General features: G+C 65.8%; 11 protein-coding genes. 10 read left to right on the top strand and 1 reads right to left on the bottom strand.

Going from position 1 to position 14,332, the window contains the following annotated elements; translation table 11 throughout:
* Positions 1–12 precede the first annotated feature (12 nt).
* Positions 13–972, bottom strand: a complete 960-nt coding sequence (locus tag FHS48_RS00170) for an energy transducer TonB (protein ID WP_184259791.1) — start codon at positions 970–972, stop codon at positions 13–15.
* A 394-nt stretch (positions 973–1,366) separates the two neighbouring features.
* Here FHS48_RS00170 and FHS48_RS00175 point away from each other — a divergent pair, with 394 nt between their 5' ends.
* The 10 genes from FHS48_RS00175 to flhA all read left to right on the top strand — a co-directional run bounded on the left by FHS48_RS00175 (position 1,367) and on the right by flhA (position 14,252).
* Entirely contained in the window at positions 1,367–3,436 is a 2,070-nt protein-coding gene (locus FHS48_RS00175) for a TonB-dependent hemoglobin/transferrin/lactoferrin family receptor (RefSeq protein WP_184259794.1), read from the top strand.
* Between the two features lie 95 nt (positions 3,437–3,531).
* Entirely contained in the window at positions 3,532–3,918 is a 387-nt protein-coding gene (locus FHS48_RS00180; protein WP_184259797.1) for a bleomycin resistance protein, read from the top strand.
* A 384-nt stretch (positions 3,919–4,302) separates the two neighbouring features.
* Positions 4,303–5,892, top strand: a complete 1,590-nt coding sequence (gene fliF / locus FHS48_RS00185; RefSeq protein WP_221443320.1) for a flagellar basal-body MS-ring/collar protein FliF — start codon at positions 4,303–4,305, stop codon at positions 5,890–5,892.
* A 121-nt stretch (positions 5,893–6,013) separates the two neighbouring features.
* Complete coding sequence (gene fliG / locus FHS48_RS00190) at positions 6,014–7,033, top strand: flagellar motor switch protein FliG (RefSeq protein WP_184259804.1); 1,020 nt, start codon at positions 6,014–6,016, stop codon at positions 7,031–7,033.
* A 72-nt stretch (positions 7,034–7,105) separates the two neighbouring features.
* Positions 7,106–7,996 (top strand): FliH/SctL family protein, encoded by an 891-nt coding sequence (locus FHS48_RS00195; RefSeq protein ID WP_184259807.1) that lies wholly within the window; start codon positions 7,106–7,108, stop codon positions 7,994–7,996.
* A 292-nt stretch (positions 7,997–8,288) separates the two neighbouring features.
* The gene (gene fliN, locus FHS48_RS00200; RefSeq protein WP_416046495.1) at positions 8,289–8,582 is read left to right on the top strand and encodes a flagellar motor switch protein FliN; all 294 of its coding nucleotides are present in this window, start codon (positions 8,289–8,291) and stop codon (positions 8,580–8,582) included.
* A gap of 91 nt (positions 8,583–8,673) precedes the next feature.
* A complete protein-coding gene (locus tag FHS48_RS00205; RefSeq protein WP_184259813.1) occupies positions 8,674–9,507 on the top strand; it encodes a motility protein A in 834 nt (277 codons plus the stop codon).
* A gap of 133 nt (positions 9,508–9,640) precedes the next feature.
* Complete coding sequence (locus tag FHS48_RS00210; protein ID WP_184259816.1) at positions 9,641–10,366, top strand: hypothetical protein; 726 nt, start codon at positions 9,641–9,643, stop codon at positions 10,364–10,366.
* Positions 10,367–10,550: 184 nt separating this feature from the next.
* Positions 10,551–12,005 (top strand): sigma-54-dependent transcriptional regulator FlbD, encoded by a 1,455-nt coding sequence (gene flbD, locus FHS48_RS00215; protein WP_184259819.1) that lies wholly within the window; start codon positions 10,551–10,553, stop codon positions 12,003–12,005.
* A gap of 96 nt (positions 12,006–12,101) precedes the next feature.
* Positions 12,102–14,252 (top strand): flagellar biosynthesis protein FlhA, encoded by a 2,151-nt coding sequence (gene flhA, locus FHS48_RS00220; protein WP_184259822.1) that lies wholly within the window; start codon positions 12,102–12,104, stop codon positions 14,250–14,252.
* The last annotated feature ends 80 nt before the right edge of the window (positions 14,253–14,332 follow it).

Here is a 14,332-nt window from a genome sequence, read left to right on the forward strand (position 1 = left end):
GGAAGGAACGGATCAGCGCAGACGGAACTGCACCGGAATCTCCACCCACAGGCTTCCGTGGTCGGAGACGGCAAATTTCCAGCCGGACACCGCCCTGACGGCGGCGGCGTCGAGGCTGTCCACCCCGCTGCCGGTCACGATACGGACTGTCCGGGGCACCCCGCCCCCTTCGACCAGAGCCCGCACCACAACCGTTCCTTCCAGACCAAGCTGAACGGCGCGGCGCGGATACTCCGGCGGCTTCGGGGGTTCAAGGTAACGGGCATCCCGGCTGACCGGGACACCGTCCTCCCCGCGGAGGAGAGACGGCTCCGCCGGGACTGGAAGGGAAACAGAAGAGGGCGCGGCGGCGACCGGACCGATCGGGGCCGACGGTGCCGCAGCGGCAGGAAGATCGGGGGCCGGAACGGGAGCCGGGGCCAGAGCCGGTGACGGCGGAACCGTCTTCATCACCGGCGTTGCCACGGGCCGGGGCCGGGCCGGGGGTTTTTCAGCCTGAGTCTTTTTAACCTGAGTCTTTTCAGCCGACGCCTTATCCCGGGGCTGCGGCTTCGGGACCGGCGGCGGGACGGACAGGTCTGTCACCGCTGCCGCCGTCAGCACCGGGGGCGGCACCTCGGCCGCAGGCTCAACGGCCTCCGACGGAACCGGCTCCGGGGGGATCCCGGGGGCAGACTGGACCGGCACAGAAGCCGGAGCGGGCGTGGCAGCAGGCGGTGCCGTCCATGTCAGGGAAATTGCGGGAGCAATGATCTGGGGGGCAGGGGCGGACGGGGTCGGCAGCGGATCCCGCAGCAACAGCAGGGCCACACCGGCATGGACCAGCAGCGAAGCCAGCGCCGTGGCGGTGGTAATGCGCGGATTGCGGCCCTGTGCCTCGCCGGGCAGCGGGCAGGCCAGCGGCGGCAAACCCGCCGCACCGCCAAAAGCCGGTGCTGAAAATCCCTGTGCCGTCGCCATGGCCTGCGCCATTGCCGCCTCTCCGTGCCATCCCGGCTGCCACACGGCAGGTCCGGGGGTGAAAACCCTCAGACCGCACCGGAAGGGACTCCCCTCAACGGACGGCGGCCTGATCCGGGCTGGCAGAAGGACGCAGGGCGTCCGGGCTGGCTGGGATGTCGGGCATAGTAATCAGGCCATTCCTGTTATGCAAATGAAAATGACTTGCATTCGTGATCCGGGGCCGGTATTCCCTGTCTCAGGCCACGGACCGGACGAGAGACCCGGCCCGCCCCAACCCCTTCCCAGACCAATCACCGCCCGGCCCTCCCTTTGGCCGGGTCCGCCGCCTGCTGTCTGCCGTGCCCCTGCGCGGCGGTGTCAGGCAGCCCCCGCCCCCTTTGTCTGGTCAAGAGATCGAACTGACATGACCCCCTTCTCCCGCCTCCTGCGTGCCTCCACTGCCATGGCGCTGGTTTCACCGCTGCTGGCCGCATCCCCGGCCCTTGCCCAAAGCACCACAGCCCAAAGCACCACCGCAGCCGCCCCGGCGGTCCCGACCTATTCGATGGGCGCGGTGACCGCCACCGCCGACCGTACGGAAAAGGCCGCGATCGACACCGCCGCCCCGGTCTCCGTCCGCACCAACGAGGAACTGGAGCGGTTCATGCCCTCCAGCGTCTCCGACATGCTCAGCGGCATTCCCGGCGTCACCGCCTATCAGACCGCCGGGCAGCCGGGCACCAAGATCAACATCCGTGGTCTTCAGGATTTTGGCCGCGTCAACGTGATGGTTGACGGGGCCCGCCAGAACTTCCAGCGCAGCAGCCACGGCCAGAACACCGTGGTGTTCATCGACCCCGACCTGATCGGGCAGGTGGACGTGGTGCGCGGCCCGTCCGCCGTCGTCTACGGCTCCGGGGCCATCGGCGGCGTCGTCAATTTCCAGACCAAGGATGCCAAGGACCTGCTGCGCAAGGGCCAGACCTTCGGCGGACAGGTCACCGCCGTTTACGGCGACAACGCCGCCGAACGGCGTGGCTCGGTCAGCGGCTATGCGGTGGCCGACTGGGTGGATGTCGTCGCCTCCGTCTCCGCCAGTGACCGTGGCAACTTCAAGGGCGGCGACGGCGTGAAGGTCAACGCCTCCGGCTGGGAAAGCGAAAGCGGTCTGGCCAAGATGACCCTGACCCCGAACGACGCCCACCAGCTGCGGGTGTCGGCCATGCGCAGCAGCTTCGACTACACCGCCGGCAGCGGTGCCACCGCCGACAAACTGGAAACCGACACCGACACCTTCACCCTGCGGCACCGCTTCACGCCGGAAAGCACCCGGCTGATCGACCTGACCACCAACCTGACCTATACCGACACCGACCAGAACGAAACCCGGACCGGCAGCACCTCCAACGGCCGCAAGACCCACGTGCAGGTCACCACCCCCGGCATCGACCTGTTCAACACCTCGCGGTTTGAGACCGGCAGCGTCGGCCACGCCCTGACCATCGGCGGCGATGCCTTCCATGATGAGGTCACCGCCACCCGTGGCACCGGGGCGCTGGAATTCACCCCCGGCGGCGAACGCACCATCGCCGGGGCCTATATTCAGGATGAAATCGCCCTGAATGAACGCCTGAGCCTGATCGGCGCGGTGCGGTTTGACACCTACGAGATGGAAAGCGGCTCCCAGACGGTGGAAGACACCGCCGTGTCGCCGAAGCTGACGCTGGGTTACGTGGTGACGCCGGGGGTGCAGGTTTACGGCTCGTGGGCACAGGCCTTCCGCGCCCCGTCGATCACCGAAACCCTGATCAACGGCACCCACCCGGCCCCGGCGCCGTTCCGCTTCGTCCCCAATCCGGGGCTGCGCCCGGAAACCGCCGAGAACATGGAAATCGGCACCAACGTCAAGTTTGACAACATCGCCCTCGCCAACGACCGCCTCCAGTGGAAAACCTCAGTCTACCGCTCCGAGGTGGACGACTACATCAGCGAATACTTCAACATGGTGTTCGGGGCCGGTGGCGCGCCCAATTTCTCCGCCTCCACCTACGGCTACCGCAACGAAGCCGAAGTCACCCTGCACGGGGTTGAATCCGAACTGGTCTATGATGCCGGATTCGCCTATGCCGGGCTGACCCTGACCAGTGCCCGGGGCAAGAACACCCAGACCGGGAAGAAGCTGACCTCCGGCCTTGGCGAACGCGCCAGCCTGACCCTCGGGGCCCGCGACCGCAGCAACGGCATTGACGGCGGCTGGAAGATGGATGGCCGTCTGGGCCTTCAGGATGTGCATGATTCCGCCGACGGCGCACAGGCCAGCGGCTACCTGCTGCATGGGCTGTATGTCAGCTACACCCCGCCGCAGCTGGATGACCGCCTGACCCTGCGGGCTTCGGTCGATAACCTGTTCGACACCGAATACCGCGACCGCCTCCAGACTGACTCTCTGGAGCAGGGCCGCACCGTTAAGGTCGGCGGCACCGTCCGCTTCTGATCTTCCTTCTCCTGCCCATCGGCGTGGGGCTGCACCGGTCTTTCCGGTGCGGCCCCATTCCTTATTCCCCCCTCCCTCTCTCCGGAGATCTCCCCATGTTTCACACCGTTCCCCCGGCCCCGTCGGTGGCCGTTGCCCTGCCGATCCTGATCACCGCCACCTTTGCCGAGACCCTCAGCCAGTACCGGCGGCTTGGGTTTGCCCCGGTTTATGAAGACAGCAACTACGGCATCCTGCGGCTGGGGCCGGTGGAACTCCACCTCTCCATGGTCAGCGCCGTGCCGCAGCCGCCCTGTGTTGCCTCCTATATCCGCTGCGAGGATGTCGATGCCTGGCACCGGGCGATGACCGCCAGCGGCGAACCCGGGTTTTCCCCGGTGGCTGACCGGGACTGGGGCATGCGGGAGTTCTATTTTCTTGATAACGCCGGAAACCTGCTGAAATTCGGCCAGTCGATCGAAACGCCGGCTGAAAACCGTTAACCGGTCCTGCCCTGCGGGGAGACCGCACACTGGAGTCTTTCTGACCGGGCGGGGCAGAACGGAAAGAAATGCCGTCAGAGTCTGCCGAGTCCCGGGGCATTTTTACCGGCCTCCCCCGCACCGCAGTATGCTTTTTCGCTGATTCACGGTCCGGGCGGGAACACCCTGAAAATCCAGCGCCCACGCCCGGTCCGGGCCGGTCCAGCCGGTTGTTTCCGGCGGATTTTTCCGGTCTGTCCCGGCAGGTTTTGCCTACCGTTAACTCCTTTTTCACCGTGCAGGCATAGGGTCTGATCAAACCAGTGTTGTGACGGGACGCCGACCAGCCCTTTCGGGCGGCGTAAACGAACAGGAACGGAAGCAGTGGACTCATTCCTTGCACAGATGCGCAATCTCGGCCCTGCCCGTCTGGCCGCCCTTGCCGGTGTTGCCATCGGGATGCTCGGCTTCCTGATCTATTTCGCCACCCGCTTCAGCTCCCAGCCGATGGAGCTGCTGTTCGGCGACCTCGCCCCGCAGGATTCCAAGGCGATCATCGCCGATCTGGATGCCCGCAAGATCCCCTACGAGCTGCGCGCCAATGGCACCGAAGTGCTGGTCCCCGGCGATCAGGTGCTGAAGCTGCGCGTGCAGATGGCGGAAAAGGCCCTGCCGATCGGCGGCTCGGTGGGCTACGAGGTGTTCGATAAGATGGACAGCCTCGGTGCCACCAATTTCATGCAGAACATCAATATGGTGCGGGCGCTGGAAGGCGAGCTGTCGCGCACCATCATGGCGATTGACCGCGTCAAGGCCGCCCGCGTGCATCTGGTGATGCCCAAGCGCGAGATGTTCACCCGCGAAACGCAGGATCCGACCGCCTCCGTCTACGTCAAGATGGCCCGGGGCCGTCTGGAGCGTGAACAGGTGATGGCGATCCAGCGCCTGATCGCCAGCTCGGTGCCGAAGATGAAGCCCGGCCATGTGGCGGTGATCGACGAACACGGGGCCCTGCTGTCCTCCCCCGATGATACCGATGCCATGGCGATGATCAGCAATCAGGAGCAGATGCGCCTGAAGGCCGAGAACCGTCTGGCCCGGTCGGTGGAACAGCTGCTGGAAAGCGTGCTCGGCCCCGGCAAGGTGCGGGCGGAAGTGCGCGCCGATATGGACTTCGACAAGGTGGTGACCAATCAGGAAGTGTTCGACCCCGATCAGCAGGTCGCCCGCTCCACCGTCACCCGTAACGAAAACACCCAGTCGACCGAAAACGACCCCGGCACCGTCAGCGTCGCCAACAACCTGCCCAACGCCCAGACCAACAACGGCGGCCCGGCGGCCAGCAGCCGCGAAAACCGCACCGAGGAAACCACCAACTTCGAAATCTCGAAGAAAGTGGTCAATCAGGTGAAGGAAGGCCCCAACGTGCGCCGTCTGTCGGTGGCGGTGCTGATTGACGGCCTGTACACCGGCACCGGGGAGCAGAAGCAGTACCAGCCGCGCTCCGAGCAGGAAATGGACAAGCTGTCGGCGCTGGTGCGCTCCGCCATCGGCTTTGACGCCAACCGCGGTGACCAGATTGAAATGGTCAACATGCAGTTCCAGGTGATTGATCTGGAAGGCGAAAAACCGTGGATGTTCCTTGGGTTCACCAAGGAGGAAGTCATGCGCATGGCCGAAGGGCTGGGGGTGGCGATCGTCGCCATTCTCGTGATCCTGCTGGTGGTGCGCCCGCTGATTTCCCGTGCCTTCGAAGGGGCCGCCGCGTCGGCCGACAACCAGCTGCTGACCGCCGAGGGCCTGCCCGGCACCCCGCAGCTGACCGGCCCGGCACCGATCCCGGAAGAGGAAGACATTTCCGACGAGCTGATCGACATCGACAAGGTCGAAGGCCGCGTCAAGGCCTCCAGCCTGCGCAAGATCGGCGAAATCGTCGAGAAGCATCCGGAAGAAGCCCTGTCCATCGTCCGCAACTGGCTGTATCAGGAGGCCTGAGGCTGACCGCCGGGCCGGGGCCGCTGTCCCCCGCCCGGCATGATCTGCCCCACAGGTTCCGTCCGTCATCTCCGGCCCCCCTGCCCCGGCAGCCGAGGCCACAGTTTAGGGAGTTCGCGCCTTGGGTCGCGTAAAGGAAGACTACCGCAGCCTCACCGGCCCCCAGAAGGCAGCCATCCTGCTGCTGTCGCTGGGCGAAGAGCACGCGGCGAAGATCTTCTCGATGATGGACGACGAGGAGATCAAGGAAATCTCCCAGATCATGGCCAACCTTGGCACGGTGTCGTCCAATATCGTCGAGCGTCTGTTCGTCGAATTCGCCGATGCCATTTCCAACACCGGGTCGCTGGTCGGGTCCTACGACACCACCGAACGCCTGCTGCTGAAGTCCCTCGGCAAGGACCGCGTCGATGCGATCATGGAAGAAATCCGTGGTCCGGCCGGCCGCACCATGTGGGACAAGCTCGGCAACGTGAACGAGCAGGTGCTGGCGAATTACCTGAAGAACGAATACCCGCAGACCGTGGCGGTGGTGCTGTCAAAGATCAAGGCCGACCACGGTGCCCGGGTGCTGGGCCTGCTGCCGGAAGGCTTCGCCATGGAAGTCATCATGCGCATGCTGCACATGGAAGCGGTGCAGAAGGAAGTGCTGGACGGCGTGGAAAAGACCCTGCGCACCGAGTTCATGTCCAACCTCGCCCGCACCGCCCGCCGCGATGCCCACGAGATGATGGCCGACATCTTCAACAACCTCGACCGCAACACCGAGGCCCGCTTCATGGGGGCGCTGGAAGAGCGCAACCGCGAAAGCGCGGAAAAGATCAAACAGCTCATGTTCACCTTCGAGGACCTTACCCGCCTCGATACGCAAGGCGTGCAGACCCTGCTGCGCCATGTGGAAAAGGACAAGCTGGGTCTGGCCCTCAAGGGCGCGTCCGACGGCCTCAAGGAAATCTTCTTCAAGAACATGTCCGAACGCGCCGGGAAGATGCTGCGCGAAGACATGGAAGCCCTTGGCCCGGTGCGCCTGCGCGAAGTGGACGAAGCCCAGAACGTCATCGTCGTTCTGGCGAAGGAACTCGCCAACTCCGGCCAGATTGTCATCTCCGAAGGCAAGGACGACGACGAGCTGGTCTACTGATCCGCCGCCGTTGTCCCCCTGCCCCCGTCTCCCTGCCCCGTCCCTGTTATCTGAGAAGGATCCATCCCCTTCATGTCGGCTCCGACCGTCCGCAAGTTTACCTTTGACCTCCGCTTCGACGAGCCGGAGGATCCCGGGCAGACCGTGGCCTCGGACCTGCTGTATGCGGGGCCGACCGGCCACTTTGTCGGCACCGAGGCCGACGAGGCCGACTATCTGGCCGCCGACGGCGTCTATGATGCCGAGCCGGAACCGCCGCCGCCGCTCTATACCGAAGAGGAAATGGAGCTGGCGCGCGAGGAAGCCTATGTCGCCGGTCATACCGCCGCGCTGGAAGAGGCCTCCGCCGCGCTGGAACAGGCGATGGTCAGTGCCCTGACCCGCTGCGCCGAAGGCATTGCCGGGCTGAAGCCGGGGCTGGAACGCGCCACCGGCGAGATCGCAGAACTGGCGGCACAGGTGGCGCTGGCAGTCTGCCGCAAGCTGCTGCCCCATACCGGCAGCCATTACGCGGCGGCGGAAATTACCGCGCTGGTCGCCGCCCTGATGCCGGAACTGCACGCCCATCCGCGCCTGATGCTGCGGGTTCATCCGCAGATGGTGCCGCTGCTGCGCGACCAGATCACGCAGGTGGCCCAGCGCGCCGGTTTTGAAGGCCGGATCGTCACCGTCGAGGACCCCTCGATGGTGCTGTCCGATGCCCGGCTGGAATGGGCTGACGGCGGGGCCGAACGCAACACCACCCGCCTGTGGGATCAGGTGGAGGAGCTGGTGGAGCGCAACATCCCCCGCTTTACCCGGGGCGAGGCGCTGGACCTGCCGGAGCCGGACGCTGACGCCGCCCCGGACCCGGTCCCCGAACCGGCCCCCACCCCCCCGGTGGTGCCGATGGACGAAGACGTCTGGCCCGCCATGGATACCGGCCGCTGGTATCAGCCGCCCCCGATCATCCCCGCTGAATGAGGACCGCCATGACCGCACTGCCGTTTCCCCGGCCCGCGCAGGCGGACTCCGCCGGAGCTTCCCCAGAAACGTTCAGACAGACGTTCACACAGACGTTCACGGAGACAACCCCGGTGACGCCCGCCGGGCTTCCGTGCCATAACAGACTGAAAACCGCCCCGGCGGCCCCGTATATTCCACGGACGCCCCCGGGACAGACCCTACAGGAGATGCCACAATGGCCGATCAGGACCTTGAACTGGATGAATGGGAAGCCGCATCCCGTGCCGCTGCCCCCTCGGCCGAAGATGAAATGGCTAACACCCTGATGGGGGAGGCCGTTCCCGATAAGCCGCGCTCGGCGGCGGATCTGGAAGCGGTCTATGATATTCCGGTCAAGGTGCAGGCGGTGCTCGGCAAGTCGTCGATGCAGGTCAACCAGCTGCTGAAGCTGGGCCGGGGTGCGGTGGTGGAACTGGACCGCAAGGTCGGGGAAGCGATCGACATCTACGTCAACAACCGTCTGGTCGCCCGTGGCGAAGTGGTGGTGGTGGAAGACCGTCTGGGGATCACCATGACGGAAATCATCAAGACCGACCGTAACTGACCCGGTTACAACCGGCCCCTTTCCGGGCCGGTTTCCGCGTTTTCCTCCCCGTTTTTCCCCTGTTTTTCCTCTGTCCCATCAGGAGCCCGGCATGGCCGAAGAGACCCGCCCCAGCAGCCCCCCCATTCTGCGGATTGGCCGGCGCTGGGGCCTGATCGACGGTGCCACCCTGTTCGGCATCGCCGGGGCCTTCCTGCTGATGGCTCTGGCGATCGTGCTGGGCGGATCAGTGCTGGCGTTCTTCGACTTCCCCAGTGTGCTGATCGTCATCTGCGGTACGGTGCTGATCACCACCGCCAGCTTCTCGTGGGGGGATATGCTGCGGGCGGCGCAGGATCTGGGCCAGACCGTGCGCCAGCGCACCCGCTCCGGCCCCGATGCGGCACGGGATGTGCTGCGGCTGGCCGATTTTGCCCGCCGCCACGGCATCCTGACCCTTCAGGGCAACATCGTCGGGGCCCTGAAGGACCAGCCGGTGCTCCAGAACGGCCTGAAGCTGGTGATCGAGGGCACCCCGGACACCGAGGTGGAAGTCCTGCTGCGGCGGGATATCGCCGCCCAGCAGAGCCGCATTGATAAATCGGCCACCGTGCTGCGCCGGGCGGCGGAAATCAGCCCGGCGATGGGCCTGATCGGCACCCTGATCGGTCTGGTGCAGATGCTCAGCCAGCTGTCCAACCCCTCCGCCATCGGCCCCGGCATGGCGGTGGCGCTGCTGACCACCTTCTACGGCGCCATCCTGTCCAACATGGTGTTTTCGCCGCTGGCCTCGAAGATGGAACGCAACAGCGCCGAAGACCAGCTGATCCAGCACATCCATCTGCTTGGGGTGCTGTCGATCTGCCGCAAGGACAGCCCGCGCCGTCTGGAAATGCAGGTCAACAGCCTGCTGCCCGCTGACCAGCGGGTGGAAGGACTGCAATAATCCGCTTTACCGTTCCCTCCCCCCGCCCTATTGCCCGCCCTATTGCCCGGCTGTCACAGCCCACCGCCTGCCGCTTGCTTTCTGGCCGCAGCGGTCCAGACTGTGCGGGTGATCCCGCTACGGGATCCCTGTGATGGGGCACGGCGTTATGGCGTTCACCTCAGTCCTTCCGGTATCAGTCGCAACGGTCCTGCTGCTGTCCCTGCCCGCCATGGCCGGGGAAGAAGATCCCCTGCGGCTGGTGTTCTTTGATGGCAGCAGACTGCGCGGACCGGAAGCCGCCACCCCGGAGGAACAGGGCCTGCTCGACCGCCTCAACCGGCTGTCGCCCCTTGTCACCATGACGGAGGAACTGCCGGTCCGCGCCGTTCCGCTGTTTGAGGCCGGACGCTACGACTGCCTGATCGACCTGCGGTTTGACACCTCCCGCCCCCGGCCGGATACCCTGTCCAGCCGCGAGCAGATGCGGATTGAGTACCTGTATTACCACCTGCGCGACAGCCCGCTGCCGGATGGCCCGGTGCGGGTGGCCCGGCACCGTGGCATGGCCGACTGGCCCGCCAGCCTGAACGGCATCCCCTACGCCGAGCTGATCGGCACCAACGATGTGGTGCAGACCGTCAGCCTGCTGAAGGCGCGGCGGGTCGATACGATTCTGGTTTACCCCGGAAACATGCCTGCGATCCCCGAGGTGCAGACCGGGGAGATCGTGCCGGTCCCCGGGCTGGCCCCGGCCCGGACCGCCCATCTGGTCATCACCTGCCACACCTCCGACCGCGCCCGCCGCTTCCTGAACCGGCTGGATGCGCTGACCCCGCCCGCCAGCCCCATCCCCGCCCCCGGCCCGATCACCCAGTAACCGCCGGTAAGCCTCCGCTCCCCCGGCATTTTTTGCCGGTCTCTAAGACTTTCTTCAGGATTGGACGCTAGGATCAGGACTGTATGCCTGCGCATCCGCCCGACTCCGGCCTCAGCCTGCCGGATTCCGGCAGCGGCGGCGCAGCGACAGGATGACCGGTTCCTTGGGTTCAGGAGTGGTGCGGATGCGGTTACTGATTATCGGTTCTCTCGGCGGACAGATCGGCGCGGCCAGCCAGATTGCGATCCGGCGTGGGGCCAAGGTCAGCCAGGCGGACGATATTCCGGCGGCCCTTAACCTGCTGCGCAGCGGTAAAGGCGCGGATCTGATCCTGATCGATGTCGGGCTGGACATCAGCGGATTGGTTTCCAGCCTGGAGGCGGAACGCTTCGCCGTGCCCGTCGTCGCCTGCGGCATCGCCAATGATACCCGCGCCGCCGTTGCCGCCATCCGCGCCGGGGCCAAGGAATACCTGCCCCTGCCCCCGGATGCCGACCTGATTGCCGCCGTGCTGGAAGCGGTGGTGGCACAGGACAATTCCCTGATTTTCCGCGATCCGGTGATGCAACGGTCGATGCGGCTGGCCGATCAGGTCGCCCCGTCGGAAGCCGGGATCCTGATCGTCGGCGAATCCGGCACCGGGAAAGAGGTGATGGCCCGCTACCTGCACCGCAAATCGCGGCGGGCCGGGCAGACCTTTGTGGCGGTCAACTGCGCCGCCATCCCGGAAAACCTGATGGAATCCGAACTGTTCGGCCACGAGAAAGGCGCCTTCACCGGGGCCGTCGCCCGCCGCATCGGCAAGTTTGAGGAAGCCAGCGGCGGCACCCTGCTGCTGGACGAAATCTCGGAAATGGATGTGCGGCTTCAGGCCAAGCTGCTGCGCGCCATTCAGGAGAAGGAAATCATCCGGCTGGGCGGCAACCAGCCGGTGAAGGTCAACGTCCGCATCCTTGCCACCTCCAACCGCAATCTTCAGGACGAGGTCCGCAAGGGCACCTTCCGCGAGGATCTGTTCTTCCGCCTGAACGTGGTGACCCTGACCCTGCCGCCGCTGCGCGAGCGCCCGGCGGATATCGAGGCGCTGGCCACCCACTTCATCCGCAAGTATGCCGATCTGAACGGGGTGCCGGAACGGCCGCTGTCGCGGGCGGCCCTGTCGCTGCTGCTGCGTCACCCGTGGCGCGGCAACGTGCGGGAGCTGGAAAACACCATGCACCGCACCGTGCTGCTGGCCAGCGGGCCGGAGATTGAGGCCGACGCCATCCTGCTGACCAGCGAGGACGGATCCCTCAGCGGGTTCGGCGCGGCGGAGAGCCATACGGCAACCCCTGCCTTCGCCAACCCCTATAATGATGGCCTGTTCGGCAGCCCGTCCGCCCCCGCCGCCGCCCCGGCGGCTCCGGCCATGGCAGCGGGCGGGGCCGGGCTGGCTTCGGCGCTGGTCGGGCGGACCGTGGCCGATGTCGAACGGGACCTGATCATCGACACCCTGCGCCACACGCTGGGCAACCGGACCCATGCCGCCAACATCCTCGGCATTTCCATCCGCACCCTGCGCAACAAACTGAAGCTCTATTCCGATCAGGGCATGACCGTGCCGCCGCCGCCCAGCAGTGACCCGGACGCCCGCCTGTAAGACGGCACCTTTCCGATCCCCACCCGCTCCGGCCCCCTGTGCGGGACCTGCCCTTAAACACCCCGCTCCCGGGGTCAGACAGTTGATGAGGACCGAATGGCCGACGATACCGGCACCACAGGAGAAGGCGGCGCCCCGGCAGCGGGTGGCGGGCGCTTTTCGCTGAACGCCGGAGCCCTGCGCGGCATGGCGATGGGCGTGCTGAAGCGCGGCGATCTGGCGCTGGCCATCGGTATGGCGATGGTGCTGGTCATCCTGATCGTCCCGATGCCGCCATGGTTCCTCGACATCATGCTGGCATTGTCGCTGACGATCTCGGTGCTGGTGTTCATGACCGTGATCTTCATCCAGAAGGCGATGGAGCTGAACAGCTTTCCGGTTCTGCTGCTGGTCACCACCCTGTTCCGTCTGGCGCTCAACCTCGCCTCCACCCGCCTGATCCTGCAATACGGGCATGAAGGCACCGCCGCCGCCGGTCACGTCATTCAGGCGTTCGGCGGGTTCATCATGGGCGGCAACTTCGTGATCGGGGTGATCGTCTTCCTGATCCTGGTCCTCGTCAACTTCATGGTGATCACCAAGGGGTCAACCCGTATCGCCGAAGTGACCGCCCGCTTCACCCTCGACGCCCTGCCCGGGAAGCAGATGGCGATTGACGCCGACCTGTCGGCCGGGGTGATCGACGAGCGGCAGGCGATCCAGCGCCGCCTTGACCTCCAGAAGGAAGTCGACTTCTTCGGGTCGATGGACGGGGCATCAAAGTTCGTGCGCGGCGATGCCGTCGCCGGGCTGATCATCACCGCCATCAACGTCATCGGCGGCATGATCATCGGCATGGCGCAGAACGGCCTGCCGTTCTCTCAGGCTGCCGATGTCTACACCCGTCTGACCGTCGGCGACGGCCTGATCAGCCAGATTCCGGCCCTGATCATCTCGGTCGCCGCCGGTCTGATGGTCTCCAAGGCCGGTCTGTCGGAAAGCACGGAAAAGGCCCTCGGCGGGCAGCTGACCCAGTACCCGAAGGCGCTGGGCATGGCCTCCGCCGTTGCCGGACTGCTGGCGGTGCTGCCCGGCACCCCGGCGCTGCCGTTCCTGCTGCTGGCAGGCCTGACCGGTGCCGCCGCCTATTACACCGACCGCAAACAGACCCGGGAACGGATGCAGGCCGCCGAGGCCGCCGCCGTCGCCGAACAGCAGAAGGCCCCGGTGGCGGAAGAGCCGATCGCCACCGCCCTGCGGCTGGATATGGTGCGGCTGGAACTGGGCTATGGCCTGCTGTCGATGATCTCCGGCGGCGGCAACCAGCGCCTGACCGACCAGATCAAATCGCTGCGCCGGGCGCTGGCGACGGAAATGGGCTTCGTCATGCCCAGCGTCCGCATTCAGGACAACATGCAGCTGGCCGCCAACGCCTATGTCATCTACGTCAAGGAAGTGGAGGCCGGGCGCGGCGACCTGCGCCCCAACATGCTGCTGGTGATGGATCCGCGCGGCGAGGACATCACCCTGCCCGGCGAAAAGACCCGCGAACCGACCTTCGGCCTGCCCGCCGTGTGGATCGAGGCATCCAACCGCGAGGAAGCGCTGTTCCGTGGCTATACGGTGGTGGACCCCGCCACCGTCATCACCACCCACCTGACGGAAGTGGTCCGCGACAACATGTCGGAACTGCTGTCCTTCGCCGAAACCCAGAAGCTGATGGACGAGCTGGACAAGGAACACCAGAAGCTGATCGCCGACATGATCCCGGCCCAGATCAGCGTCAACGCCGTCCAGCGCATCCTTCAGAACCTGCTGGCCGAACGGGTCTCCATCCGCGATCTGCCGACCATTCTGGAAGGGATTTCCGAAGGATCGGGCATGACCCGGAACGTCATGCTGATGACCGAACATGTGCGCATGCGCCTTGCCCGCCAGATCTGCGATGCCAATGCCGACGAGGAAGGCGTGATCTCGCTGGTCACCCTGTCGCCGGACTGGGAACAGAACTTCTCGGACTCCCTGATCGGTCAGGGCGAGGAAAAACAGCTGGCGATGCCACCGACCCAGCTGCACGAATTCATCAACTCCACCCGCCAGACCTTCGAGCGGTTCGCCATGCAGGGGGAAACCCCGGTGCTGCTGACCAGCCCGGTGGTGCGGCCCTATGTGCGCTCCATCGTCGAACGGTTCCGCCCGATGACGGTGGTGATGAGCCAGAACGAAATTCACCCCAAGGCCCGCATCAAGACGCTGGGACAGATCTGATGCCCGGGCCGTGGACCCTGATCCGGCTGATGCCGGTGCCCTGCAAGCGCACCCCCCGCCCTGAGCGGGGGACGGAACCG

The organism is Novispirillum itersonii, assembly GCF_014205675.1.
GTDB lineage: Bacteria > Pseudomonadota > Alphaproteobacteria > Rhodospirillales > Rhodospirillaceae > Novispirillum > Novispirillum itersonii_A.